18 protein-coding genes are annotated in these 25,762 nt (G+C 68.9%); 9 read left to right on the top strand and 9 right to left on the bottom strand.

What is annotated here, in order from left to right:
- Nucleotides 1-6: 6 nt before the first annotated feature.
- The 6 genes from ACMYLB_RS11145 to ACMYLB_RS11120 all read left to right on the top strand — a co-directional run bounded on the left by ACMYLB_RS11145 (nt 7) and on the right by ACMYLB_RS11120 (nt 6,678).
- Nucleotides 7-930, top strand: a complete 924-nt coding sequence (locus ACMYLB_RS11145) for a phytanoyl-CoA dioxygenase family protein (protein ID WP_415910987.1) — start codon at nt 7-9, stop codon at nt 928-930.
- Between the two features lie 4 nt (nt 931-934).
- Nucleotides 935-2,257, top strand: a complete 1,323-nt coding sequence (locus ACMYLB_RS11140) for a DUF455 family protein (protein WP_415910986.1) — start codon at nt 935-937, stop codon at nt 2,255-2,257.
- Between the two features lie 83 nt (nt 2,258-2,340).
- Nucleotides 2,341-3,456, top strand: coding sequence for a Gfo/Idh/MocA family protein (locus tag ACMYLB_RS11135; RefSeq protein WP_415910985.1), 1,116 nt, complete (start codon nt 2,341-2,343; stop codon nt 3,454-3,456).
- A gap of 8 nt (nt 3,457-3,464) precedes the next feature.
- A complete protein-coding gene (locus ACMYLB_RS11130; RefSeq protein WP_415910984.1) occupies nt 3,465-5,210 on the top strand; it encodes an ABC transporter ATP-binding protein in 1,746 nt (581 codons plus the stop codon).
- A gap of 12 nt (nt 5,211-5,222) precedes the next feature.
- A complete protein-coding gene (locus tag ACMYLB_RS11125; protein ID WP_415910983.1) occupies nt 5,223-5,756 on the top strand; it encodes a hypothetical protein in 534 nt (177 codons plus the stop codon).
- Between the two features lies 1 nt (nt 5,757).
- Nucleotides 5,758-6,678, top strand: coding sequence for a hypothetical protein (locus ACMYLB_RS11120; protein WP_415910982.1), 921 nt, complete (start codon nt 5,758-5,760; stop codon nt 6,676-6,678).
- Here ACMYLB_RS11120 and ACMYLB_RS11115 read toward each other — a convergent pair.
- The 9 genes from ACMYLB_RS11115 to ACMYLB_RS11075 are packed head-to-tail and all read right to left on the bottom strand — an operon-like array spanning nt 6,609 to nt 20,430.
- Entirely contained in the window at nt 6,609-7,421 is an 813-nt protein-coding gene (locus ACMYLB_RS11115) for a Type 1 glutamine amidotransferase-like domain-containing protein (protein ID WP_415910981.1), read from the bottom strand. The genes ACMYLB_RS11120 and ACMYLB_RS11115 overlap by 70 nt on opposite strands.
- Nucleotides 7,422-7,441: 20 nt before the next feature.
- On the bottom strand, nt 7,442-9,562 hold the full coding sequence (locus ACMYLB_RS11110; RefSeq protein ID WP_415910980.1) for a sodium:solute symporter family protein: 2,121 nt from the start codon (nt 9,560-9,562) through the stop codon (nt 7,442-7,444).
- 18 nt (nt 9,563-9,580) lie between these two features.
- Entirely contained in the window at nt 9,581-10,948 is a 1,368-nt protein-coding gene (locus ACMYLB_RS11105; RefSeq protein WP_415910979.1) for a M28 family peptidase, read from the bottom strand.
- Nucleotides 10,942-12,879 carry a glycoside hydrolase family 127 protein gene (locus ACMYLB_RS11100; protein WP_415910978.1) on the bottom strand — a complete coding sequence of 646 codons (1,938 nt, stop codon included), beginning with the start codon at nt 12,877-12,879 and terminating at the stop codon, nt 10,942-10,944. Before ACMYLB_RS11100 ends, ACMYLB_RS11105 begins: the two co-directional genes overlap by 7 nt.
- Before the next feature lie 5 nt (nt 12,880-12,884).
- On the bottom strand, nt 12,885-14,801 hold the full coding sequence (locus ACMYLB_RS11095) for a hypothetical protein (protein ID WP_415910977.1): 1,917 nt from the start codon (nt 14,799-14,801) through the stop codon (nt 12,885-12,887).
- Between the two features lie 15 nt (nt 14,802-14,816).
- A complete protein-coding gene (locus ACMYLB_RS11090) occupies nt 14,817-15,833 on the bottom strand; it encodes a WD40/YVTN/BNR-like repeat-containing protein (RefSeq protein WP_415910976.1) in 1,017 nt (338 codons plus the stop codon).
- Nucleotides 15,834-15,879: 46 nt separating this feature from the next.
- A complete protein-coding gene (locus ACMYLB_RS11085) occupies nt 15,880-17,151 on the bottom strand; it encodes an aminotransferase class V-fold PLP-dependent enzyme (RefSeq protein ID WP_415910975.1) in 1,272 nt (423 codons plus the stop codon).
- A gap of 19 nt (nt 17,152-17,170) precedes the next feature.
- The gene (locus ACMYLB_RS11080) at nt 17,171-18,001 is read right to left on the bottom strand and encodes a DUF6807 family protein (protein WP_415910974.1); all 831 of its coding nucleotides are present in this window, start codon (nt 17,999-18,001) and stop codon (nt 17,171-17,173) included.
- Entirely contained in the window at nt 17,998-20,430 is a 2,433-nt protein-coding gene (locus tag ACMYLB_RS11075) for an alpha-L-rhamnosidase C-terminal domain-containing protein (protein ID WP_415910973.1), read from the bottom strand. Before ACMYLB_RS11075 ends, ACMYLB_RS11080 begins: the two co-directional genes overlap by 4 nt.
- A gap of 124 nt (nt 20,431-20,554) precedes the next feature.
- Here ACMYLB_RS11075 and ACMYLB_RS11070 point away from each other — a divergent pair, with 124 nt between their 5' ends.
- From ACMYLB_RS11070 to ACMYLB_RS11060, 3 genes are read left to right on the top strand one after another with little or no spacing between them, the layout of a single operon-like run.
- The gene (locus tag ACMYLB_RS11070; protein WP_415910972.1) at nt 20,555-21,427 is read left to right on the top strand and encodes a sugar phosphate isomerase/epimerase family protein; all 873 of its coding nucleotides are present in this window, start codon (nt 20,555-20,557) and stop codon (nt 21,425-21,427) included.
- A 59-nt stretch (nt 21,428-21,486) separates the two neighbouring features.
- Entirely contained in the window at nt 21,487-22,530 is a 1,044-nt protein-coding gene (locus ACMYLB_RS11065) for a LacI family DNA-binding transcriptional regulator (protein ID WP_415910971.1), read from the top strand.
- 56 nt (nt 22,531-22,586) lie between these two features.
- Nucleotides 22,587-25,652: a TonB-dependent siderophore receptor gene (locus ACMYLB_RS11060; protein WP_415910970.1), complete on the top strand. Its 3,066-nt coding sequence runs from the start codon at nt 22,587-22,589 to the stop codon at nt 25,650-25,652.
- Nucleotides 25,653-25,762: the final 110 nt, after the last annotated feature.

The raw sequence follows: 25,762 nt of genomic DNA, 5'->3' as shown, positions 1-25,762 counted from the left end.
GGGCGCATGGCTTCCACGACTACCCTGCCCCAACTGGTTTCCTATGGCCATGAACTGGAGATGACCGACGACAAGGTCGGCCTCCTGCGCGACTCGAGCGATGCCGCCGACGATTTCGAGGAACTCCGCCGCCGCGTGGCGGAGGACGGCTATCTCTACATGCGCGGCTATCTCGACCGCGACGAGGTCCTGCGCGCCCGCGCCAGCCTGACCGACCGGCTCGCCGCCGAAGGCGTGCTCGATCCCGCCTACCCGAACATCGAGGGCATCTGCAAGCCCGGCTCCGGCTACGTCTTCAAGCCCGAGATCACGAACGGCAACCCCGAGATCCAGAACCTCCTCTACTCCGGCCGCCTCGTCGAGTTCTACGCCAACCTCTTCGCCGAACCGATCCGCCACTACGACTTCACCTGGCTGCGCGCCATCGGCCCGGGCAAGGGCACCAACCCGCACTGCGACCTGCCCTACATGGGGCGCGGCACGCACCGCCACATGACCTGCTGGATGCCCTACGGCGACATCTCGTTCGAGCTCGGCGGCCTCATGATCCTGGAGAAGTCCCACCAGCGCATGGATCTCCTGGAAAACTACGTCTACCGCGACGTCGACACCTTCTGCGAGAACAAGCCCAAGGACGCCGCCAACGCCAAGGCCGGCAAGTGGACCTTCACCGGCACGCTCTCGCACAACCCGCCCGTGGTCCGCAACAAGTTCGGCGGCCGCTGGCTCACGACCGAGTTCCGCGCCGGCGACTTCCTCACCTTCGGCATGTTCCTCGTCCACGCGTCGCTCGACAACCGCACCACCAACCGCCTGCGCATCTCGAGCGACTCGCGCTACCAGCGCGCGAGCGAACCGATCGACGAGCGCTGGGTGGGCGTCAACCCGCCCGGCCACACCCTCGCCGGCAAGCGCGGCCGCATCTGCTGACGCCATGGTCGCCCCCGGCTCCACCCCGACCGCGCCCGCCGCCGCCAGCGCGCTGCGCCTCGCCGCCGTGCAGGACATGGCCCGGCTCCAGCGCCTGCTGTTCGAAGTCGAACGCGAATTTCTCCGCACCGCCACGACGCTGATCTACCGCGTCGGCGAACCGGAGCTGAAATACCTCCTCTGCCAGCACGTCTGGGAGTCCGCCGGGCACGCGCGCTTCCTGCGCGAACGCGGCCGCGAGATGAGCGGCTTCGGCGCGGGTGAAAACGTCCGCGAGAGCCTGCGCGCTCTCTTCACCGAGGCCGTGATGCCCGCCGACGCCTATGCGGCGCTGGCCGGCTTCTACCGCGTGCTCAAGCCCGCGCTGCTCGCCGGCTACCGCCACTACCTCGAGGTCACGCACCACCTCGCGGACTGGCCGTCGCGTCGCCTGGTCGAGGAGTTCGTCGCCGACGAGGAGCGCCACGCCCGCGAGATCATCCCGTTTCTGGCCGGCCACGACCATCCCCTGTGGGAACAGCACCTGGCCGCGATCGTCGCCGCGCACGGCGGCCTCCTCGGCGAACGGCCCCGCGTGCCGCTGCCCAGCGACTTTGCCTGGGAATCGCATCTCCGCACCTACCAGCATCCCGCCACCTGCAACCGCGGCATCTATCCGACCTGTTCCAGCGTCTTCAGCCACGACCCCGACGAGACGCCGATCGTGCGCCCGTGGCTGGTCGACCCGCAGACCGACGCGCGGATCATCCGCCTCATGGTCTACGTCTGGCTGATGATGGAGATGGACGCGGTCGACTACCTCGCGACCGTGTTCTTCGACACGCCCACGGCGCCGTTCGATCTCCACCACGACCTGGCCCGGCATCTCTGGGACGAGTCGCGCCACAGCGCCTTCGGCTACCGCCAGCTGCCGAAGCTCGGCGTCGACCTGATGACGCTCGAGCACTCGCTCGATCTCTACAACATCCTCGTCCAGATGGCGCCGCACGAGCGCTACGCGATGATGACGATGGAATTCGAGGCCGGCAGCTTCCCGACCAAGGCCACGGTCATGGATCGCATCCGCGAGCTGAACGACTTCGAGGCGGACACCCTCCTCGCCTTCGACCGCAACGACGAGCAAAACCACGTCCGCTACGGCCACCACTGGCTGCCGACGATGATGGCGCTCTTCGGCGAGACCCGTCCGGTCGACGAATTCGTGCGCGCGACCCAGGCCCGCTTCGCCGAGCTGGCGCAGCATCACGGCGGCCGCACCCCGCACGCGCTGCCGCGCGAGCACCGCCTGACGGGCAACAAGCTCCGGCGGCTGGCCGGTCTCGCCTGACCCGACCGGCGACGGGAAATTTTCATGCGTTTTCATATCGCGCACGACCTCCCGTCGCGCTTCGCTTTCCGTCCTCCAGACGCATGAACAAAGTCTATCGCGCCGCATTGGTCGGCACCGGTTCGATCGGAGAAGCGCACGTCAATGCGGTCGAAGCCACCCAGGGCCGGGTGACGCTCGACGCCGCCGTCGATCTGGACGCCGCCCGTGTCAAGGCCTTCGCCGAGCGCCACGAGATCAAGCACGCCTTCACCGATTTCCCGCAGATGCTGCGCGAGGTGAAGCCCGACATCGTGCTCATCGCCACGCCGCCCGCCGAGCACACCCACATGAGCATCGCCGCGATGGAGGCGGGCGCCTGGGTGCTGTGCGAGAAGCCGCTCTGCGCCTCGCTCCACGAGCTCGACCAGATCCAGGCCGCCGAGAGCCGCACCGGACGCTACACCGCCTGCATTTTCCAGATGCGCTTCGCCTCGTCCACCGCGCACGTGAAGCGCCTGGCCGCCAGCGGCCAGCTCGGGCGGCCGCTGGTCGGCGTGTGCAACACCCTCTGGTTCCGTGACCCCGCCTACTACGCGGTGCCGTGGCGCGGCCGCTGGGAGACCGATTTCGGCGGTCCGACCACGGCCCTCGGCATCCACGCGATGGACCACTTCCTCCACCTGCTCGGCGACTGGGCGGAGGTCCGCGCGATGGCCGGCACGCTCGACCGCGCGATCGAGGTCGAGGACATCTCGATGGCGCTCGTGCGCTTCAAGAACGGCGCCTTCGGCTCCATCGTGAACAGCGCGCTCAGCCCGCGCCAGGAGACCTACATCCGCCTCGACTACCAGCGCGCCACGCTCGAGTTGAAGCACCTCTACGCCTACACGCGGGACAACTGGAGCCTCACGCCGGTGCCGCCGGTGGAGAACGACAGCCTGCTGCAGACCTGGCAGAGCTTCCCGCCCGACGTCGGCTCCACCCACGGCGCGCAGCTCAATGCACTCGTCGCGGACATGGACGCCAACCGCCGCCCGCTCACCTCGGGCGAGGAGGCGCGCCGCACCCTCGAGCTGCTGACCGCGATCTACAAGTCCGCTTACACCGGCGAAATCGTGTTGCGCGGCTCGATCCACCCGGGCGACTCGTTCTACACCGCGCTGCACGGCAACCGCGCGCCGCGCCGGACCAAGGGCCAGCCGCCCGAACTCGGGTGAATCCCGCCATGCCCCGCGAGGCGCTCTCGGCCCGCTCGCTCACCGGCTACCTCTGGCTCAGCCGCGCCCGGTTGACCAAGGGCCTGCTCCTGGCCCTCGCGCGCTCTGTCGCCGTGGCCCCGTGCCCCTGGCTGTTCCAGCGCATGATCGATGTCGCCGTGCCCAAGCGCGACACCGCCGAGATCTTCGAGCTGGGTGGCGTGTTCCTCGTCCTGCTCGGCGTGCACTACGTCTTCTCCGTCTGGGGCGCCAACGAGATCGCCAAGGCGATGGCGCAGATGATGGTCGAGATGCGCAGCCGCATCTTCTTCAAGCTCCACTTCCTCAACTTCGGCTACCTCGACCAGCAGAAGACCGGGCGCCTCCTCTCGAAATACGCCTTCGACACCCAGAAGGTCGAGGCCCTGCTCTACAACATCCTCAACCAGTTTCTGCCGAACATCCTCTACGGCGGCAGCATCTTCGTCATCCTCACGCTGCTCAACTGGCGACTCGCCTTCGTCCTCGCGCTCATCCTCCCGGCCTACTCCTTCGCCAAATACTACTTCTTCCACCGCATCCAGTCGACCAACACCGAGGCGCGCCTCGCGCAGGAGCGCCTGACCGGCACCGCCAGCGAATACATCTCCGCCCTTCGCCTGGTGCGGAGCTTCGGCGAGGAGAGCCAGGCCCAGGCCGACCTCGAGCGCTGGAGCCATGACTTCGCCCGCACCCGGGTGCACCAGAGCTACGTCAACGCCATCTTCGGCACGTTCTGGTATGTCAGCACCCAGGTCATGGCCCTCGTCGTCATGGGCGGCGGCGCGACCCTCGCCATCCGCGGCACGATCTCCTACGGCACGCTCTTCGCCTTCGTCGCCGGCCTGCCGATCATGCTCGGCCCCATCCAGGCCTTCGTCGCGCTGAGCGAGCAGTATTTCATCGGCCGCGAGAGCTACCTCAGCATCAAGGAGCTGGTCGACTCGACCTACGTCGAGAACTGGAACGGCCGCCGCCAGGCGCCCCTCCGCGGCGAGATCCGCTTCGACGGCGTCGCCTTCGCCTACCCGACCGCGCCCGAGCGCCGCGTCCTGCACGACATCAACCTGCACATCCGCCCCGGGGAACACCTCGCCTTCGTCGGCGCCTCCGGCTCCGGCAAGAGCACCCTGGCCAACCTCATGCTCGGCCTCTACGCGCCCGACCAGGGCCGGGTGCTGATCGACGACCACCCGCAAAGCGACTGGGACATGCGCTGGATCCGCCGGCAGTTCGCCGTCGTGCTCCAGGACAGCCTGCTGCTCTCCGGGTCGATCATCGACAACCTGCGCTTCGCCCGCTCCGACGCCTCCGACGCCGAGGTGCGCGCGGCCGCGCGTCAGGCCAACGCCGAGGAGTTCATCCTCCGCCTGCCCCGCGGCTACGACACGCTCGTAGGCGAGCGCGGCGTCAGCCTCTCCGGCGGCCAGCGCCAGCGCCTCGCCATCGCCCGCGCCATCCTCCGCAACCCGCCCGTCCTCATCCTCGACGAGGCCACCTCCGCCCTCGACTACGAAAGCGAACGGCTCATCCAGGAGGCCCTCGACCGCCTCGCGCACGGCCGCACCGTCATCACGATCGCGCACCGCCTCAGCACGATCCGCAACGCCGACCGCATCATCGTCCTCGACAACGGCCGCATCGTGGAGGAAGGAGATTTCGCCGCGCTGTCCGCCCGCGGCGGGCCGTTCGCCCGCCTCGTCAGCGCCCAGACCTCCCGTGACGGTTTCATCTAACCCCTCCGCCCGATGAAGACACTCGCCCTCCTCCTCACGGCGCTCGCGCTCGCCGCGGGCCCCGCCCGCGCCGACACCTCGTTCCCCGGCCTGAAGGCCGTGCTCACGCCCGAAGAGTGGGAGCGCGCCGGCCTCGACCGCCTCACGCCCGACCAGATCGGTGTGATCGACGCCGCCCTCATCCGCCGCGCTCGCGCCGACGCCGCGCAAACGCGCGCCGCGGTCGAGCAGGCCCGCGCCGCCGCCCCGGCGCTGGCGGCCGCGGCGCTCCCGCCGGCCCAGAAAAAACACCTGCTCGAGCGCTTCGGCCTGCCCTTCTTCGACGATCAGGACTGGCGCAGCCTGCCGCCCCTCCAGGGCAAGGTCGTGGCCTGGGAGGCGTCGAACCGCTTCCGCCTCGACAACGGCCAGATCTGGGAAGGCACCGAGTCCATTCCCTACGATCTTCCGGGCAAGGACATCGAGATCCACGCGCGGCCGAACAACCAGTTCGTCCTCGTCCTCGACGGCAAGAGCACCGCCATCCGCGTCTTCCGCCTGCGCTGACATGCTCGAAGTCAGCAACGGCGAACTGCGCGTCGAGTTCCTCGATCCCGAGACGGATCGCGCACACCTCGGTCCGCGTTTCGCCTGGGGCGGCTACATCTGGCAGGTCCACGACCGCTCCGCCGGCCCGCTGCTCACCGGCCCGGAGTGGCCCTCGCCCACGCCGCTGCCGTTCAACGGCCAGGGGGCGCCGGAGTCGTTCCGCCACCGCACGCGCGGCGGCGCGCCGCTCACCTGGAACGGTCCGCGGGGCGTGGCCTGCGGCGCCGGCGAGATCGCGGAGGACGGCGGCGCGCTGCGCGTCGTCACCCCCTGCGCCTGGAGCGTGAGCCCGTTTTCCTGCGGCGCGCGCTGGCGGACACGCCAGGCGGCGGCCGGCTTCGACTACCAGCTCGAGCGCACGGTCGAACTTTTCGGCCGCGAGCTGCGCTCGACCTCGCGCCTCACCAACCACGGCGGGGCGCCGCTCGCCCTCGAGTGGTTCGTCCACCCGTTCTTCGCCCTGACGGACGGCCGGATCGCGCTCGATCTCCCGCCTAGCGCCACGCTGCCGGAGAACCCGGGCTTCGCCCTCGCCGCCGGACGATTCACCCAGAAGCGCGTCTTCCAGGGCCTGCACGACGGCCAGTTCGAACTGCTGGGCCTGCCCGCAGGCGAGCCGCTGCGCTGCCGCCTGAGCCACCCCACTCACGCACGTCGACTTCGCCACGAGCTTCGTGCCGAGCGAGTGCGCGGTGTGGGGCAACGGCCACACGTTTTCCATCGAGCCGTATCTCGCCGCCACGCTCGCGCCCGGCGCCACGCTGGAGTGGCACCTCCGCTACGGTTTCGGCGCGCCGCGCTGAAGGCGCCTCAGGGCGCCGGCGCGAGCAGCTCCGGCACGGAATCGCCGGGATGGAGCTCGCGCGTGCGTCCCGCCTGATACAGCCAGGCCGCGCCAGCCACGACCTTCACCTGGCCGCCGTGCAAGCGCACGAGCGAGGCGTTGCCGATGCCCAGCACGCGGTCCTTCGGATTGAATTTCAGGTAATAGCCGATCTTACCCGCGCGTCCCCGGAACTCCGCCTCCGCCGGCAGCGGGTGGTGCGGGTTGATCACCGCCGGGAAGATGCCGAGCGCGCGTCGCGACGGGATCTCCGCGACCGGGAAATCGTTGGTGGTGCCGATGACCAGGCCGGCGACATTCGCGCCGGCGCTGGTGCCGAGATAGGGAATCCCCGCCGCGACGCGCGCGCGGATGACCGACAGCTGGTCCAGCCGATACAGCTCGGCGAGCAGCACGAACGTCTCGCCGCCGCCGACGAAGATGCCGTCCACCGACTCCAGCAACGCCCGCTGGCCGGCCGCGTCGTAGTGGTGCAGCGACTCGGCTTTCGCCCCGAGGAGATGTTCGAACGCCTTCTGCAGGCGCTGCTCCATGTGGTCGAGGTCCTTCGCCGGCGTGGCGTGCAGCACCATCGCGATGCGGTGGCAGCCCGCGAAATGCTCACGAAGCGCCGGCAGGTTGCTGTCGGCGAAGTGATCGCCGTTCATCATCGTGCCGCCGCTGACCATGACGGACGGCAGCGGGGCGGTCGCCGCCCGGGCGGCGGCGAGCAAACCGAGAAAGCCGACGACCAGGGGGAGCAGGCAACGGCGCAGGAGGGAGACGGAGAGGTTTCGCATGGGGAAAATGAGAGGAAGGATCAGGCGCTGCCGAGCATGAGCACGGCCTTGAAGACGATCAGGACCAGTCCGACCAGGCCGCAGCAGGCGATGAAACCGAGCCAGTCCTGCCGGTCCCACTTCGTGAATTCCCAGTCGGTGCGCGGGAAGAGCTTCTGGTGATCGAAGCGCGTGGGCTCCGCGTAGCTCTTCTCCACCTCGACCTCATCCTCCGCCAGCGTGGCCGCGACCGGCGTCTTGAGGCGCGCATAGAAGCGATCCACGCGGCGGGCGTCGGTCCGCGGCGTGAGCAGGCTCACCGCGATCAGCAGCACGATCGGGAACAGGCCGTCGACAAGGTAGCGGCCGGCCATCAGCTGCGCCGGCGTGAACGACGCGACGTCGAAGCCGAGGAGCTTGAGCAGGTAGATCTCAGCCCGGAACAGCCCGCGGCCCTGCCGCGGCGAATCCGGCCGGGACGGATCGACCGGCGCGACGCCTTCCTCGAAATAGACCGAGACCGGCTCGATGCGGCGCTGCTTGGTGATCCGCTCGCCCTCGGCGCGCGCGCGCCCGGCCGCCACGTCGGCGGAGACCGCGGCCGTGGTGACCGTCACGACCCGCTCGCGCGTCATGAGCGTGAGGGCCGGCGACTGGGAGAGCGACGGGATCGCGGAGACGCCCCAGGGGATCACCGCCACCAGAGCGACGGTCGCGAGCACCTGCACCTTGACCGCGACCTCGGTCACCCGGCGCCAGAGGAAGATGAAGGTGATCGGCACGCCCCAGATGACGAGGAGCACAATCGCGAACTTGAGCAGCGCCACGACGCTGTTGAGGTAGAGGCCGACCGCCACGCCCGCGGCGAGGACCGCCGGCACGGTGGCGCGCGCCACGATCATGTAGTGCCGCTCCGATTTCCCCGGGAAGAGCGGCTCGTAGAGATTCTTCACCACCAGGCCCGACAGCACCACCGACTGGGCGCCGAGCAGCGCGAGTTTGCCGCCGAGGATGCCGATGATCATCACGCCGATCATGCCGACCGGCAGCAGCTGCTTGGTGAGCAGGCCCCACACCTGGTCGGAGTCGGACAGGTTCAGGCCGAAGAGCGCGATGGCGATCAGGCCGCAGTAGGCCCACGAGATCGTGACGAAGCGCTTGCTGAAGCCGCCGGTCACGGCGCCGATGCGCGCGGCGAACTCGTTCGTCGCCGAGCCGGCGATGGTCATGTTGGCCTGCGAGCCCACGATGCCGACGAACTGCACGAACAGCAGCGCGGCGATCGAATACCAGGTGTATTCCGAGGCGGAGTCGCCGCCGAACAGGTTGAACATCACGGCCGGCACCTTCGCGTGCAGGCCGGTGACGCCGCCGACGGCGTGCAGGCCGAACGGGATCAGCACGAATGAAATCACGATCACCAGCATCGCCTGGATGGCGTCGACCATCGCCGAGGCCTTCAATCCGCCCAGCATGACGAACAGCGCCACGAGGCTCGTGGACGCGACGTAGAACGTGACCGGATGCAGGTAGGTGATGTAGGGCTGGAGCTCGCCGCGGTCATAGTAGCCCTTGAGCGTGGCGTAGCGCGCCTCCGCCGCGGGATTCAGCGTCGTGGCGCCCGCGCGCTGCTGCCGCAGCTGCACGAACTCGTAGTAGCCGTCGACCTGCTGCTTCTCGGCCGGGGTGTAGATCGCCGCCTCCTTGACCATCAGGGGCTGGAGCGTCTTGAGCGCGACGACGTTGCCGCCGGCGATGCCGACCACCGCCATCAGGATCGTGGTGATGGCGTAGAGCGTGGCGAGGAAGCGCCCGCCGAAGCGGTCGTGAAACAGGTCCGCCATCGTCGTCAGCCGCACGCGGCGGAACCAGACGGTGCTGAACCAGTAATAAGGCGTGAGGAAAAGCGTGATCAGCGCCAGCCACGCACCGCCCGCGCCCTGGCGATAGACGGAGCTCGCCGTGGTCGTCGCCTGGCCGGGGTCCGTCATCGTGCCGAAGCTGAGGAAGAACTGGAACCACTTGCCGAGCGAACGCCCGCCGAGGAAGAAGTCCCCCTGCCCCTTCACGCCGTGCGACAGCATCTTGCCGATGCTGAGGATGGCGATGACGTAGATGACGACGACGAGCGCGTCGAGCCAGTGGAGTCCGAGCAGATGCATGGGGTGGTGGTGGGGTGATTAGGGGACGCGCGCCGCGAAGGGCCAGTAGCCGATGGCGCGCATGCGAGGTTCCAGGCCGAACGTCGTGAAAAGCTTCTCCGTCGCCTCGGCCGAACGGCGCCGGGGCGTCAGCGCCGCGTCCTCCACCAGCGCCTGCAGCACCTCGGCAATCGTGCGCGTCGAATCGACCACGATCGGCTCCGGCAGCTTGTCGATCGTGTCGGCACGGTCGTGATAGTAGCGGACCGACTCGCGCGGGATCGGGGCGTTGAAGGTGACCGCGCGCACGCCGGCGAGCTGGTAGGGCGTGTGGTCGCTGCCGAACCAGTTCACGTTCTGCACGCCCTGAGGCAGCGGCCGGGCGCGCCGCGCGTGCCAGCGGCCGAGCGCGGCCTCGAGGTCCGCATCGCCGAGCGCGTTGACCGCGATGGGCACGCCGACCATGTCGAGATTGATCATCGCCACCACCGGCGCGTCGCCGAGGCCGGCGGCGGCGTGACGCGAGCCCCAGAGGCCCTGCTCCTCGCCGTTGAACCAGACCAGCTCCACCGTGCGCGCGAGGTCAGCACCGCGGAGCAGGCGCGCGAGCGCGTAGAGCTGCGCGACGCCCAGGCCGTTGTCCAGGGCGCCCTGCCCGAGGTCCCAGCTGTCGAAATGCGCGCCGACGATCACGCGCTCGGGCGAGCGGCCCGGGAGGCGCAGCACGAGATTGGCGGTCCGCACCGGAACCGGCGCGGAGGTCGTAGCGCAACGCACCCGCACCGGGCGGCCGCGGGCGAGCAGGCGCTGGAGCGACTGGCCCTCCTCCTGGGTGAGCGAGAAGACCGGCACCGGCAGGGTCTCGCCGATGAAGCTGCCCGTGCGCGCCAGCAACTGGCCGCCGGCCTCGCGGTTGATGAAGAGCACGGCCCGCAAGCCGAGCTCGGCCGCCCGCTGCCCGATCTGCCGCGCGGTCAGCAGCGTCGACGGGCTGAGCAAGCCGACCTTGCCCGCCGTGCCGCCCAGCGCGCGCTCGGGTTCGAGGCCGCCGAGGTCGGTCACGTCGGCCTCGAACGCCGGCGTGGCCGGGCTGTAGGCGAGCGCCGCCACGCGCAGGCGCCGCGGGAACGGCGCGAGCAGTTCGACGCGGTCATCGCCGCGCCTCCAGCCGGGGAACTCGAACGCATCGACCTGCGGCGCGTAACCGAGCCCGCGCAGCTCGGCGGCGAGCGCTTCCAGCGCCGCGGCGTTCTGCGCCGAGCCGGTCAGGCGTCCGCCGAAGTCGTCGCACAGCCGGGTGAGCATCGCATGCGCGGCCTGGCCGGCCGACGCGGCGTCCTCGGCGCGGGCGGGTCCGACCGCCAGGCAGCTGAGGGCGAGTCCGAGAGCGGTAAGGGACTTCAGCATTCGTGGATCCAGACGGACATTTCTCCTTCGCCGCGATTGGCCCACAGCGCGTAGGGCACGGCGGTCAGCTTCGCCGGCTCCGTCGCCGGCGTGCTGGTCGAGTAAAGCGCATCGTCGGCCGCGATCAACCGGCGCGCCCCCGCCTCGAGCACCACGGCGCCGCCGAGCACGGCCGGATCGAAGCGCGCGGCGATCTCGGCGTCGCGGGGCAGCAACAGCTGGTCCAGCTGCGGGCCGTTGTCGACTTGCTCGAGGCAGTAGACGAGCGGGCCGCGCTGCAGGGCGACCCGCCCGCGGTCGTGATGCACGCGCAGGTTGGCCCGCACGCGCAGCACCGGCATGAGGAACTCGAGCCGCACCTCGTGCGCCGCGCCCCAGTCGCGCTCGATCGTGAGGTAGCCGTCGCGCACGCCGCCGGCGAGATCGACGGTTTCGCCGTCGCAGGTCGCGCTCGCCCCCGAACACCAGCCGGGGATGCGCAGCCGGAGCGCGAAGCGCGTCGGACGCGCGGCCTTGACGCGGATGACGATGTGCCCGTCCCACGGGTAGTCGGTCTCGACCTCGAGGCGCACGGCGACGCCGTGGACAGTCACGCGCGCCTCGCTGGCGGCGTAGAGGTGGAGCGCGATGCCGTCGGGCAGGAGCGAGTGCGAGTAGTGGGCGAGCGACGCCAGGGTGCGCGCGATGTTCGGCGGACAGCAGGCGCAGCCGAACCACGGCACGCGTTGCGTCTTGATGTGATGATGGTCGTAGCGCCGGTGCGCCTCGGCCGGGCGGACCTCGAGCTGGTTGACGTAGAAGAACGTCTTCCCGTCGAGCGCCATGCCGGCGAGCACGTTGTTGTAGAGCGTGCGCTCCATCACGTCGGCGTAGGCGCCGCGCAGCTCGAGATCGAGCATGCGGCGCGAGAAGAACACGAGGCCGAGGCCGGCGCAGCTCTCGGCGTAGGCGCGGTCGTTGGGCAGATCGTAGGGCTCGGAGAATTTCTCGCCCATCCACTCCGAGCCGATGCCGCCGGTGATATAGAGGTGGCGCCGCGTGATCTGCTCCCAGAGCGTGCGGCAGGCCTCGGCCAGGCCGGCGTCGGGCAACTCGCGCGCGAGGTCCGCCATCGCGGTGTAGAGATACATCGCCCGCACGGAATGTCCGACCGGCTCGGTCTGCTCGCGCACGGGGCGGTGCGCCTGCAGGTAGGCCCAGCGATCGTGGTAGAAATAGACCGGGAGTTTCTTCAGGCCGAGCCGCTTGATCTCCTCCTCGTAGTAGAGCGGCGCCGTGCCGCGCTGGTTGACGAACCACGCGGCGAGCCGCGCGTAACGGGCCTCGCCGGTCGCGCGCGCGAGCTTGATCAGCGCGAGCTCCACCTCCTCGTGACCGCAGTAGCCGGGAATTTTTCCGGGGCCGTCGCCGAAGGTGCGCTCGATCAGGTCGGCGAGCTTGCCGACGACGTCGAGCAGCGAGCGCTTGCCCGTGGCCTGGAAGTGCGCGACGCCCGCCTCGATGAAATGCCCCGCGATGTAGAGCTCGTGGTATTCGTGGAGGTTGGCCCAGCGCTTGTCCGGCTCGACGAGCTGGATGTAGGTGTCGAGGTAGCCGTCGGGCAGCTGCGCGCGGGCGATGGTGGCGATGAGGCGATCGAGCTCGGCGTCGAGCGCCGGGTCGGGATGCGTCGCCAGCCGGTAGGACGCCGCCTCGATCCACTTCGCCAGGTCGGAATCCTGGAACCACAGGCCGTAGAACTCGCCGGCCTTCTCGCCGGCGGCGACCTGGAAGTTGTGGATCGTGCCGCTGCGCTCCGCGCCGGGCACGCGGTCGTTCAGCGCCTCCCACTGGTAGGGAATGACGACCTCGCGCACGAGGCGCGCGCGGTCCGCGAGATAGCCGCGATGGAAGCGGACCTCGTGCAGCGGGATGACGGTCGGGCGGGCCATGGCGTTCAGCGCTCGCGCACGCGGTCGGTGATCGTGAGGGTGTTGAAGTCGAGCACGCGCTCGAGGCGGCCTTGGGTGATGGTCAGCTTGCGCGAGCCTTTCTCGGCGTTGAGGTGCGGGCCCTCGAAGAGCTTCCACTTCGAGTAGTCGACCGGCCGGCCGTCGACCTGCGGCGCCTCGCCGAAGGTGAAGGCCAGCGCATGGCCGCGCAGGCTCGTGAAGGTCACGGTCGGCACGGGCTCGAGCTTGAACGCGAGGGGCAGCGCGCGGATGGCGGCCTTGAAGTCCTCGAAGCTCTTGAACTCGCTCGCGCTGGCGGCCTGCACGATCGTGCCGTTCTTCAGGTGCGGGCTCACGAGAAGCTTGTCGCCCTTGTCGCCGCGGTCGACGCGCTCCCACTTGTAGCCGCCCGTGGGCGAGGGCAGCTGCTTATAGCCGAGCAGGTGTTCCCAGTGGAACGGCGCGAGCGGCCGGTAGGCGAGGTAGGCGTTGCCGCCCTGCGCGAAGATCCAGCCGGAGGCGTCCTCGGTCACGTTGACCAGGTCCTTCGAGAAGAACCCGTTCACCCGCGGGAAGCGCGTGCCCGCGGGGATGTCGTAGAGCGCGATCACGGTGTCGAGGTCCTGGAAGACGCGTTCGTAGGGCGAGCCGCCGAGGATCTTGTCCGGCACGTCGTAGGAGGGTTTGCCCTGGCTCGCGAGCAGCTCGAGCATGTGGTCGGGCAGCTCGGTGAAGTAGGTCTGCATGATCCGCTCCGAGGCATAGGGATGGGCGGAGAACAGGGTGTTGTGCACGCCGCGCGGATCGGGCACGGCCCAGGTCACGTCCCAGACGTGCGTCTGGATCGGATCGGTCATGCCGCCCTGGTAGGAGCCGACGGCGTAGTCGCGCCGCATGTAGTTGGTCTTGTAGACCGGCGCCATCAGCACGTCGCTGTAGCGCCAGCGGCGGCGGCTGCGCTTGAGGTCGTGCTGCAGGTAGTCCTCGCTGCGGTCGTTCGCCAGGCGGAAGATCACCTCGGGCACGTCGTAATTGGCCGCGGCGACCGCGAACCAGATGCCGAAGCCGCCGTAGCTCGGCGGCGGCGGCGTGTTGCCGAAGCACTGCCAGCTGAAATAAGACGAGAGCGCGAACCAGCGCTGGATGACCGAGGTGTCGTCGGTGCGGGCGTTCGGGCCGCGCAGGACGCCGTTGAGGGTGTTCTCGGCGAGGTCGGCGAGGATCCAGTCGAGCTTCATGCGTCCGCGGATCCGCATCGCGGGGTCGGTGGCCCAGGTGGACAGATAGAGCATCGGGATGGCGTATTCGCCGATGTAGTGCGTGGGGTTGAACTCCCCCTGCCCGATCGTCGTCGCCAGGTCCATCCAGTGGATCAGGTAGTCGCGCGCCTCGGCGCGGTTCTCGGCCGAGCTCTTGCCGTTGAACCAGCTCTCCGCGGGATCATCCGGGTAGAGTTCCGTCATCAGGTAGAGCGAGGTGTAATACATCGCCCAATGGTTCTCCGTGTCGCCGCGCATCGGGAAATACGTGCGCCAGGCGTCGCGGATCGCGGCCTTGGCCTCGGGCGTGAGCTGATCGCGGCCGAGGTAGGAGATCGCCGTCCAGGGAAACATCCAGAACATGTCTGCGCTCTGCGGGCCGCGCATGAGCTCGATGACGCGGGCCGACACCGCCGCGGCGTCCTCGTGCCGGGCGAGCTTGGCCGCGATCTGGCCGGAGCCGAAGGTCGCGGGGTCGCCGGGCTTCACCGAGTCGACATACCATTGCAGCACCTCGTTCGCGCGCGCGAGGTAGGCGGCGCGGCGGGCGTCGGCCCGGTAATCGCTCGGCGGCGTCGGCATCGGGCCGGTGGTGGCGGGCTGGGCCGGCGCGAGGACGGCCAGGACGCTGAACAGGGAAAGCAAAGCGGAAAATTTGTTCATGGACGTGATCCCGGTTCAGCGGGCGGACTTGGGCACGAAGGTGAAGGTCTGGATCGAGGCGCCCTGCATCGCGGGCACGGCACGCCAGGTGCGACCAAAGTCGGCCGAGGCGTAGAGTCCCTGGCCGAACACCGCGGCGTAGAGCTCGCCGCTGTCGGGATCGATGGCGGTGCGCCAAACGCGCGCCGGCGTCGGCAGACCGGCGTTGCGCGCCGTCCAGGTGACCCCGCCGTCCTCGCTGGCGAGCAGACCGTAGGTCCAGCTCGCGATGGCGAGGCGCCGGGCGTCGCGGGCGTCGAAGGCGACGTTGTAGAGCGCCTTCTCGGACGGCACGCCGGCGATCGGCTGCCAGGTCTGGCCGCCGTCGCGCGAGATCAGCGCCCCCGCGCTCTGCGTGACGCTGATCCACAGCTTGGGATCGTGCGGCGACTGCTGGATGTCGTCGACCGTGTCCTGGGTGACGAGGACGCGCTGCCAGGATTGGGCGCCGTCGGTGGTGAGATAGATGCCCGATTCGCAGCCGATAAGCAGGCGGCCCTGGGCGGTGCGGTCCGCCCGCACGACCTGGGTGTATTTGCCGCGTTGCGGCAGGCCGTTTTCGCTGCGCTGCCAGGTCTGGCCGCGGTCGCGCGAGACGACGATGCCGTCCGGCAACCCGGCGTAGACGTGGTCGGGAGCGAGCAGATCGACGGCCACGGACTTCGGCTCGGTCTCGTCCCAGCCGGTGACGAGGCGCCAGGACTTGCCGCCGTCGAGCGTGCGCAGCACGCCGCTGAGGCAGGCCACGTAGAAGACGTTGGCATCGCGCGGATCGAACGTCGTCGAGATGGCCAGCGGGTAGTTGAGGCCGACGTGCTTGAACGCGTCCGGGCCGGTGCGGAGGAACAGGCCGTTGGCGGTGCCGTCCTTCGAGCCCATGACGCGGCTGCCGTTGTTGAAGGCGGCGCAGAGATAAAGATCGTGGGTGACCGGCGCGGCGCCGGCGGCGAGACCGACGCCGAAACCCAGCAGGCGGAGGAGGTTTCTAATCATGGGCAGTAACGCAGGGGTAGAAAAAATCACGAAGAGGAACGGCGGCTCAGGCGCGGGTGTAGCGGGCGAGCGTGGAGGCGACGCGCTCGCAATGCTCGAGGGTGTTGAAGACGTGCAACGAGACCCGGACGGCCTCGAGCCCGGCCTCGTTCACCGGACGGCAGCGCAGGCGCTGCGTCTCCATCAGGTGGCCGAACACCGCGCCGGCCGTCCGGCCTTCGACGGCGAACGTCACCATGGCGGCGCGCATGTCGGCGCGCGTCGGGGTCAGGACCTTGACGCGGGGCAGGCCCTGGAGGGCGGCAAGGAGATAGTCCGCCAGCACGCGCCCGTGCTCGGCGATGCGCTCGCGGCCGATCGTGTTCTGGAAGCGCGCGGCCTCCGCCAGCGCGACGACGGAGGCGGCGTTGCGCGTGCCGTATTCGTGGCGCCGCGCGCCCTGAGTGTAGACGAGTTGGCCGCAGAGATCGAAATCGCCGCTCGAATACGCGCCCACGTGCAGCGGCGCCACCTCGTCGACGCGCTCGCGGCGGATGTAGAGCACGCCCGTCTCGCGCGGCGCGCCGAGCCATTTGTGCCCGCTGGTGGCGAACGAGTCGCAGCCGAGCGCATGCAGGTCGAACGGGATCATGCCGGCGGACTGTGCGCCGTCGACGTGCAGCCAGAGTCCCTTGGCGCGAGTGAATTCCGCCAATTGCTTCACCGGCATCACCAGGCCGGTCGGCGCCGTGATGTGGCTGACCTGGACGACGCGCGTGCGCGGGGTGACGAGCGCGGCGATGCGCTCGAGGTTCCCTTCGGGCGAGGCGGGATCCGGCTCGAACGTGCGCACAACGATGCCGATCTGGCGCGCGCGATTCAGCCACGGCAGGGAGCCGCCGGGATGCGCGTGGGTCTCGAAGATCACCTCGTCGCCCGCGCGCAGTCCGAGCCCCACCGCGATGATGGAGTTCCCCTCGGTGGCGTTGCGCGTGAAGCAGATCTCTTCCGGCTGGGCGCCGAGGAAGCCGGCCACGACAGCGCGGGCCTCCTCGAAGTAGAAATGCCCGGTCTCGACGCGGTGCTGAAGAATGCGCGAGCTGAGATCCAGCATGTCGAGCACCGGTCGGGGCGAGGGCCCGAGCCCGCCGCAGTTCAGGTAGATCAGATCGTCGTCCGTGACGTATTGGGAGCGCACGGCCTCCCAGAAGGCGGCGGAACCGGCCTCCGCTTTCGGCGGCCAGCCGCTGGGCGCCTGCTCGCTTTCCGCACGGGCGCTGCCGAGGGCAAACACGCCGGCACCCAATCCCAGCCGGCGGATGAACTGCAGCCGATTCATGCTCATGTGTCGGTGAAGGTCAGGGTGTGGTCGAGCTCGAGCACGCCGCCCGGCGGAAGCTCGAGGTCGCGTTGGTAGTGAAACGGAAAAGCCACGAGGGGATTGTGCCGCCGCACGAACCAGTGCAGCGGGCCGCCGGCGTTCGCAAAACGGATCGCCACCCGACGGAGCGAGCCGTCCTTCTGCGTCCGCCACTCGATCCAGTCCGCCGCCGCGCCGTGCACCTGGCTCTCCCTTCCCGTCCGTCGGCGCTGAGCAGCGTGATGCTCCGGTCGCCGTGCTCGTCGAGCAGCTCGCGGGCGCCGCGGAACTGCAGTCCGGTGTAGTGCGAGCCGACCAATCCCTCGGCCGAATGATAATTCGTGCAGGCGAGCGCGCGCGGCGTGACGTTGCGCAACCGCGACTGCCAGCGAAGCGACCACGCTTGCGCGGACTCCTGGCGCGCCGTGAGCCGCCGCTCCTCCTCGAGCAGCTTCTCGCCGCCGCCCAGCCAGTCGAGATGCTCGACGACGCAGCCGGGCTCCAGCTGGATCCAGCGCGCGTGGCGCTGCACGCCGTGGTCGGCGCGAAAGTGGTAGCCGCTGCCCTTGCGGTAGGTCGGGCCGCCCCAGAAATTCCATCCGCCGAGATTGTTGATCGTGAGGCTAAGGCCGTGGTGCCACGGATGGTCGTTGGGCCGAAAGTTGCTCAGGACCTCGCCGCTCAGCGAACACACCGGATGGGCGTAGGGACGCGGCGCCTCGTCGCGCGGCGTGTCGGGGCGGGCCACGTAGCGCAGCAGCACCCGGCCGTCCCCGGTGCGGCACTCCAGGACCTCGTCGGCCTCGAGGGTGAAACGCAGCTCGCTCATGACAGGGTCACCGCGGTGTGGAATTTTCCGCCCGCGCCCTGCGCGCGGCTGCCGTCGGGCAGCGTCACCTGCACGGGCGTGGCGGCGGGCGAGTCGATTTCCAGGTGGAAGCGCGTCCCCTCCACCCGCCAGGCCACCGTCACCGGGCCGCGCGGCGTGCACACGCGGCCGCGCGCGTGCTGCAGGCCGCAGCGGTGCGGCTGCACCGCGATCTCGGCGAAGCCCGGCGCACGCGGCGTGACGCCGAGCACGCGTTCGAGAAACTCGAGCGCCGGGTGCGCGCTCCAGGCGTGGCAGAGCGAGCGCCAGTAGCTGTTCTCCTCGACGAAGGTGTCGAGCCCCGCCTCGACCATCTCGTGCCACGGGCCGAGAAACTCCGGCATGCGGTCGTAGGCTCCGGCCCGCTCGAGGGCGCGGAAACCGGTGTGCCACCAGAAGAACGATCCCGGCGCCAGCGCGGCGTCGGACGGGAAGCGTTTCAGCACCCGCGCGCGCTCGCGCTCTCCGGCGGCGCCGCAGACGATCGCCCAGGCATTGCCGTATTGGCTCACTTCCGGGCCTCCCGGACGGTCGAGGTAGAGCCCCTCGCCTTCCGACCAGAAGCGACGGTGCAAGCTGGCGCGCAGGCCGTGCGCCTCGTCGGCCAGCGCCTGCGCGCGCGCCGCGCGTCCGAGGCTGCGCTCCAGATCGGCGACGTCGTCGAGCGCCTGGATAAACTGCGCCGCAATGATGCAGGTCGGGCCGGTGTCGGCTCCCGGCACGACTCCGCGCGGCCACCACGGGCACCAGTCGGTGATGTTCCAGAACGGCAGCTTCGCCGGCAGGCCGTCCGCATCACCGTGCCGGCGGAACCAATCGAGCACCGCCGTCATGCCGGGGAGAAGCTGCTGCGCCGTCTCGCGGTCGCCGGTGATGAAGAGGTAGTCGCGAATGTTGGTGATCCAGTGCAGCGACCACGAGGGAATCACCTGCACGAGGCGCGACGGATACCGGCTCTGCGTGAGGCCCTCCGACAGGCGCGACCAGTCGAACTGGAGCAGCGCCTGGCGGCTCAGGGCGTAGTCGCCCGTCGTGAGCATCGCGATCTTCGACGTGATCATCGTATCCCCGGCATACTGCATCTGCTCGTAGTGCGGGCAGTCTTCGAAGGTCTCGTGGGAACACAGCCGCATCGTGTGCAGACCGACGCGCCAGATTTTTTCCAGGCGCGCGTCGGAGCAGGCGAACTCGGCCTTCACCTCGTAGGGATACGCCGAGAAACGATGCCCGAGCGCGCACAGCTGCAGCGCCGCGTCGCCCGTCTTGATCTCGAGGCCGATGTAGCGGAACGCGCGCCAGTGCAGGGGCTCGAACTCCTCGTCCGGCGCGCCCGCCGGCTCCCAGACGTCGCACCAGCCGGTGACGGTGCCGCGGCGATCGAACGTCCAGCCGGAGGACTCGTCGGCGAAATGCGACGCGAGATTCGCGAGCGGCTGCGGCTTGCCCAGGAGGCGCGCACCGGGCGTGGACCACGGCAACCGCAGGGCCTCCGCATAAGTCAGCGTGAGCGTGGCGCCCGCGCCGCCCGCCGTCTGCAGGCTCGGATAGCCCGTCGTGAGCTTCCCCGCATCCAGCACGACCCGCACCGTGGTGCGCGGCGGCACTGTCACCGGGCCGGAACCGGCGACCAGCCGGCTCCACGCCTCGCCCGCCAGCGCCCCGCCAGGCAGGAACACGTCCGCGAAGCGCGCCCCCGGTCCCTCCTCCAGTTGCGGGATGATGCGCGGCATCAAGCCGTAGGGGCTCGTCGGGTCACGCCGGTTCTCCAAGCGCTCGGCGGTGTAGAGAACCGTGGCCTCGCTCCACGCCGAATCATCGAACTCCGGCTGCGTCCATCCGGCCGGTATCTCCGCGGAGACCCGGTGCTCGAAATAGCCGTGATATCCCTCGAAGCGCGTGCCGATGTTCTGGAAGCGGAATCCCCGGTCCGCGGCGACCCTCCAACCCGCCAGACCGGTGTCGATCCGCTCGGACGCGTCCCCCGCCAGCTCCCCCTCGAGGACGAAGCCGCCGGTGTAGGTCATCACCGAGCACGGCGCGCCCAGCGCCGAGGGCCGGTGCGCAACGCGGGACATGTCGAGCACGAGCGCCGCCACCACGTTGCGCCCGGCGCGGAGCAGCGGAGTGAGGTCGAAGCGGTCGTAGAAATGATGATTCACATCGCCTTTGGCCGGACCGCGCCCGACCAGGTGCCCGTTGCAGTAGAATAGAAAGCGGCTGTCGGCGGAGACATGCACCGTGAGCTGCGCTCCGCTTCCCTTCGCGACCGAGAAAACCCGCCGGAAGTAGCGCACCGGATAATGCGATGCCGGCGCCACCGTCGGCGCCGCGTGGCTGCCCTCGGCAGACCAGATCCAGGCCGCGCGCTGAACGAAGGGGAGGTAGCTCATGGGGTAACGGGACAAGCCAAGGGGTGGAGCTCGGATCGCCGCAGTCGCGACCCAAGGGCGGCCAACACTGAGCCAGCAAGAACAAGCTTTTCAAGTCGGTTTTCATGTATTTTCATATCTTTGCATGAAAAATTCAGCCGCCACCCCACGCCTGATCCTGTGCGCCTCGCTCTGGTCGATGGAGGGCCAGCCCGCGCCTGCCCGCCCGTGGTCGCTCGCGACCAAGATGCGCCTGATCAAGGAGGCCGGCTTCGACGGCATCGCCGAGATGTTCCGTCCGGAATTCGCGCCGCACCTCGCCCGCCACGGATTGAAAATCTGCGGGCGCGTCTTCTCCCGCGACGGACGCGACGTGGAGCCGCTGCTGCGCATCGAGGCGGCGGGCGGCGCCAAGTATGTCAACTGTCTGCTCGGCGAGCACGACACCCGCCCCGCCGCCGCCGTGCGGCTCATCCGGCAGACGATCCGCGCAGCGCGAGCGCTCGGCCTCGAGGCGCACGTCGAGACGCATCGCGACTCCTGCACGGAGACCCCGGAAAAGCTCTCTGAAATCGCCCGCCGCTACCGGCGCGAAACCGGCGAGCTTCTGCCCGTCACCTGGGACCATTCCCACCTGTGCGTAATGAAGCACATGCTGCCGGCCGACTACTCGCGGCGGCTGCTGGACCAGCCCCGGCTGATCCAGCACTCCCGGATGTTCCACTGCCGCCCGTTCAACAGCCAGCACTGCCAGGTTCCGGTCACCGACGGACGCGGACGGCTGACCCCGGAGTTCCTCGATTACATCCGCTTCGTCGAGGACCTCTTCACCGTCTGGCTGCAGGGCCCGGCCCCGCGCGGCGAGCTCTGGGTCTGCCCCGAATTGGGCACCACGGTGGGCTACAACGTGAGCACCAATCCGCCCGTGTGGCCGGACACGGTGCGCTGCCGCACCGAGTTGCTGGCGGCGTGGGGGCGCGCGCGGCGGCGTGCCTCGCGGACGCCAGAAATCGCTTGACGTTTCACCGCTTCTTTCATGCCTTTTCCTGAAAATTTCATTTCGGGCCACCCCACCCCATGCTGATCACCGAAATTGCCCGCAAGGCGCGCGTTTCTCCCGCTACGGTTTCTCGCGCGATCAACCAGCCTCAGCTGGTCGCGACCGACAGCCTGGCCCGTATCCGCGCGGTGATGCAGGAGCACAACTATGTTCCCGCTCCGCTCAATCGCCGCCGCGGGCCCAAGGCCCGGCTGCCGGAGCATCGCCGCATCGGCGTGTGGTTCGTGGGCGCCAAGGCCAACAATCCCAGCCTGAACTGGTTTCAGGACCAGCTGCTCCAGGTCCAGTCGACCGATCCGCGCTACCGCGTCGACCTGCGCGTGCTCTTCTCGAACACGCCCGATGAACTGCCGCGCACGCTCGGCAGCGAGGGGCTCGACGGCGTCATCGTCCAGGGCATGGAGCCGTCCGCGCAGTGCCTGGCCCAGCTGCGCGAGATCCCTCACGTCTGGTTCATGACCCGCCGCTCCGACACTTATCCCGGCGATTACGTCGAGCCGAACAACGAGGAGAACGGCATCATGGCCGCCGACTACCTCAAGTCCCGCGGGCACAAGACGGTCGCCGTGATCTCGACCGACCCGGAATACAGCGCGATCACCCGCCGCACCGACGCCTTCCTCGCCCGCGCCAAGCAGATCGGCCTCACCGCGCACACCATCCTCGGCCAGGCCAATCCCGGCGTCAGCTATCTCGAGATTTCCCCGCTGCAGGCGGAGAGCGACGTGCTCGTGAAGCGCCTCGCCGCCGCGCCGGGCAAGGTCACCGGACTCTACCTGCCCGTCGACCATTTCTGCGGCTCCTTCTTCCGCTCGCTGCGCGAGTCCGGCCGCAAGCCGGAGCGCGACGTCGAGACGATCCTCGGCAACTACAACCCGATGATCTACCACAATCTCGACCACTCCCCGGCCGTGATCGACATCAACCTCGGCACCCTCGTGCGCAAGGTCATCGATCACCTCCTCTGGCGCATCGAGAATCCCACCGTCGCCGGGCGCATCGGCATCAGCGTCTCTCCGCGCCTGCTCACCTCGGGTGCGCCGCGCCCCGCCGCCTCCTGACCCTTTCCTTTGAACCGGAATCACCGGTCCTCAACCCGGAAACTACAAACCACAGCATGAAACCGACCCCAACTACCCCGGCGGATCGCATTCGATCTGCCCTGGCTATCGGTCTCGCGACGCTGCTCACGGTCTCTGCCTCCGCGCAGAGCGCCGACAGTGACGCTCTCCGCCGTCTGCAGGAGGAGAACGCCGCCTTGCGCAAGCGCCTCGCCGAGCTCGAGACTCCAGCCAAGTCCGCCAGCTCGGCCGCCGCGACCGCACCCGCGACGTCCAGCCAGGCTCCCGCCGCCGCGCCGGCCACGGCCACCACCACGCGCGAAGACGGCGTCCTCGTCCTCTCGCCCTTCGAGGTCAGCTCGGACAAGGACTACGGTTACCTCAAGACCAACTCGATGACGGCGACGCGCATCGGCATGCCGATCCAGAAGACGCCGATGTCGGTCTCGGTCCTCTCGAAGGACTTCCTCGACGACGCCAACATCCGGTCGCTCACCGACATTCTCCGCTACAGCTCGTCCGGCGCCGGCGACAACAACTACGCCATGCGCCGTCCGGCCAACAGCGCCACGCCGCAAGGCGGCTTCACCATGCGCGGTTTCGGCGTGAACACGGTCCTGCGCAACGGCGTGCCGCGCTACATCGGCTACAACGTGAACAACGTCGATCGCGTCGAGGTCGTGAAAGGCCCCGCGTCCGTGTTCTTCGGTGCCGGCTATCCCGGCGGCGTCATCAACTACGTCACCAAGCAGCCCGTCTTCGGCAAGTCGCCGACGATGATCAGCTACACGGTCGGTGACGAGTCGCTCGAGCGCGTGGTCGTCGACATGAACTCGAACATGGGCCGCAAGGCCGCGATGCGCATCGTCGGCTCCTGGGAAGATTCCAAGGGCGCCGCCGTGTTCGAAATGAACAAGACGAACAGCGTCACCGGCAACCTCGCCCTCGTGCCCTTCGCAAGCGGCAAGGTGAAGCTCACGTTCGAAATGGAGCACCTCGAATCGCGCTTCAACCAGAACCAGGGCTCCTGGATCTGGCCGCAAGGCTGGTTCGACGCCTACGCGAATCCGTCCGCGGCCCTCATGACCGCCGCCGGTTCCGCCACGGCCGACGCCTACCGCGCGCGCATCCTCTCCAGCCCGGGCAACTACATCGCCGACGTCCGCAAGGCCGCCAACGACTACGGCATCCCGCTGTGGACGTCCGCCACCCGCGGCGCCTACTACCAGGACAAGAACGGAAACCGCGTCCTCGACAAGGGCTTCAACTACACCAACCGCGGCACGTTCTCGAACAACGTCGTCAACACGCCCAGCCTCACGGTGGAGATGTCCCCCTTCAGCTGGATGGACTTCCGCTACGTGATGGTGCGGGAGAACGCGCGCTTCGACAGCCTCGAGGGCACGCAGACCCCGACCGCCGACGGCCGCACGTTCAACGCCCTCACCGGCAACTCGACCTCGGGCTACTACCGCAAGCTCAACACCCACCAGTTCGACGCGATCTTCAAGAAGGAGCTGTGGGGCATGAAGCACACGCTGCTCGTCGGCGGCCTGTTCCAGGAGCAGCTGCAGCAATACAACGCCAACGCGCCGCTCTCGCCCAACTACTCCCAGATCCCCGGCGCCACCAATCCCGCGGGCAACCCGGGCGTGGTCATCACGGGCTCCGTCGGCACGGGCGGCCAGTTCGCGCCCTGGGTCTCCACCGCCGATGTGCCGGTCAACCAGGTCATCCGCGACCGCTACGGCAACATCAAGACGGTCCAGCAGGTCTTCACCCAGTGGGACCCCGGTTATGAGATCCAGCCCGACATCAGCCGCGTGTTCCTCTACGACCGCACGCTGCTCGACGGCTACTACACCCAGTATCAGGCCGGCTACGTCAACTACAACGGCAGCCTCTTCAACGACCGCCTGAACATCCTCGCCGGCGTTCGCCGCGAGATGAACCGCGACAGCGGCCAATACCTCACGTCGAACTTCCCCTGGTTCGCTCCGCCGCCCTACGCCTTCGCCGACCAGGCCGCCTACCCGCCCAGCGTCTACAACTACACGCCGAGCTACTCCGGCAGCTACGACATGTTCACCCGCCAGGCGGGCACGTCGTGGATGGGCGGCGCCTCGTTTGAAATCGTCAAGGACGTGAACGTCTTCGCCTCCTTCTCGAAGACCTTCCGCCTCAACGTCGGCAACGCCGGCGGCATCGGCGAGGTCGCGCTCCCCGACATCTACAACGCCGCGATGGCCTACCAGCGCAGCGTCGGCAGCTCGAGCTTCGTCTACAACGGCCAGACCATCACGTCGCTCGACCAGTTCCGCTCCGCGATCGCCTCCACCGGCGCGCTCGTGAAGGTCCCGAACGAGACCGGCACGAACATGGAAATCGGCGTCAAGACCAGCCTCTGGGACAACAAGCTCGTCGGCACCCTCTCGGTGTTCCGCGCCGAGCGCAAGGACCAGCGCTATGACGACTCCGCCCGCCAGGTCGCGGAAAACCTGAACTACGGCAACAACCTCGGCATCTTCGGCCCCGCCGGCACCAACGCCTACGCCAACACCCGCGTGCTGCGCTGGCGCACCGTCGGCCTGAAGAACCGCATCGAGGGCGCCGACTTCGAGGTCATCTGGACCCCGACCCGCCACTTCCAGACCGTGCTCAACGGCGCCTGGATGTGGACGGCCAAGACGGTCGACAACCCGACCGTGCCGCGCCCCGGCACCACCGCCTACAACGCCCTCACCGGCGTCGCCAAGATCAACGCCGACCTCCAATACGGCGAGCGCATCGAGAACGTGCCCGAGTTCCGCCTCAACATGCTGAACAAATACACGTTCCGCGACGGCATCGTCCGCGGCCTCTCCGTCGGCCTCGGCACCCGCTACAGCTCGGAGACGATCATCAGCCGCACGGCGGACTACAACCCCCGCCGCGGCGGTCTCACCTCCGGCAACTTCCTGGTGTTCGATGTGACCGCGTCGTATCCGTGGGAGGTCCTGGGCTACAAGCTCCAGACCAACCTCGGCATCTACAACGCCACCGACAAGGACTACATCGAAGGCCCCACCACCGTTCTGTCGCCGCCGCGCACGTGGCTGCTGACGAACACGCTGACCTTCTGATCTTGGGTTCAGTTCGTTAGGAATCTGAGGCGGAGGCCGGTCCGGCCTCCGCCTCTTTTGCTCCAGGACCTCTCCGGCGCGCATCGTCGCGCGCCCCGCTCGCTCCCGAC

Source organism: Oleiharenicola sp. Vm1 (genome assembly GCF_047777955.1).
Lineage (GTDB): Bacteria > Verrucomicrobiota > Verrucomicrobiia > Opitutales > Opitutaceae > Didemnitutus.
The sequence above is the reverse complement of the archived record's forward strand: the minus strand, read 5'-3'. Positions and strand labels throughout refer to the sequence as shown.

Excerpts from the sequence above, each read along its gene's own strand:
- ACMYLB_RS11135 (WP_415910985.1), top strand. The coding sequence starts at position 2,341 with ATGAACAAAGTCTATCGCGCCGCATTGGTCGGCACCGGTTCGATCGGA.
- ACMYLB_RS11095 (WP_415910977.1), bottom strand. The coding sequence starts at position 14,801 with ATGAACAAATTTTCCGCTTTGCTTTCCCTGTTCAGCGTCCTGGCCGTC.
- ACMYLB_RS11075 (WP_415910973.1), bottom strand. The coding sequence starts at position 20,430 with ATGAGCTACCTCCCCTTCGTTCAGCGCGCGGCCTGGATCTGGTCTGCC.
- ACMYLB_RS11110 (WP_415910980.1), bottom strand. The coding sequence starts at position 9,562 with ATGCATCTGCTCGGACTCCACTGGCTCGACGCGCTCGTCGTCGTCATC.
- ACMYLB_RS11100 (WP_415910978.1), bottom strand. The coding sequence starts at position 12,879 with ATGGCCCGCCCGACCGTCATCCCGCTGCACGAGGTCCGCTTCCATCGC.
- ACMYLB_RS11070 (WP_415910972.1), top strand. The coding sequence starts at position 20,555 with ATGAAAAATTCAGCCGCCACCCCACGCCTGATCCTGTGCGCCTCGCTC.
- ACMYLB_RS11065 (WP_415910971.1), top strand. The coding sequence starts at position 21,487 with ATGCTGATCACCGAAATTGCCCGCAAGGCGCGCGTTTCTCCCGCTACG.
- ACMYLB_RS11140 (WP_415910986.1), top strand. The coding sequence starts at position 935 with ATGGTCGCCCCCGGCTCCACCCCGACCGCGCCCGCCGCCGCCAGCGCG.
- ACMYLB_RS11090 (WP_415910976.1), bottom strand. The coding sequence starts at position 15,833 with ATGATTAGAAACCTCCTCCGCCTGCTGGGTTTCGGCGTCGGTCTCGCC.
- ACMYLB_RS11130 (WP_415910984.1), top strand. The coding sequence starts at position 3,465 with ATGCCCCGCGAGGCGCTCTCGGCCCGCTCGCTCACCGGCTACCTCTGG.
- ACMYLB_RS11125 (WP_415910983.1), top strand. The coding sequence starts at position 5,223 with ATGAAGACACTCGCCCTCCTCCTCACGGCGCTCGCGCTCGCCGCGGGC.
- ACMYLB_RS11105 (WP_415910979.1), bottom strand. The coding sequence starts at position 10,948 with ATGCTGAAGTCCCTTACCGCTCTCGGACTCGCCCTCAGCTGCCTGGCG.
- ACMYLB_RS11085 (WP_415910975.1), bottom strand. The coding sequence starts at position 17,151 with ATGAATCGGCTGCAGTTCATCCGCCGGCTGGGATTGGGTGCCGGCGTG.
- ACMYLB_RS11120 (WP_415910982.1), top strand. The coding sequence starts at position 5,758 with ATGCTCGAAGTCAGCAACGGCGAACTGCGCGTCGAGTTCCTCGATCCC.
- ACMYLB_RS11115 (WP_415910981.1), bottom strand. The coding sequence starts at position 7,421 with ATGCGAAACCTCTCCGTCTCCCTCCTGCGCCGTTGCCTGCTCCCCCTG.
- ACMYLB_RS11145 (WP_415910987.1), top strand. The coding sequence starts at position 7 with ATGGCTTCCACGACTACCCTGCCCCAACTGGTTTCCTATGGCCATGAA.
- ACMYLB_RS11060 (WP_415910970.1), top strand. The coding sequence starts at position 22,587 with ATGAAACCGACCCCAACTACCCCGGCGGATCGCATTCGATCTGCCCTG.
- ACMYLB_RS11080 (WP_415910974.1), bottom strand. The coding sequence starts at position 18,001 with ATGAGCGAGCTGCGTTTCACCCTCGAGGCCGACGAGGTCCTGGAGTGC.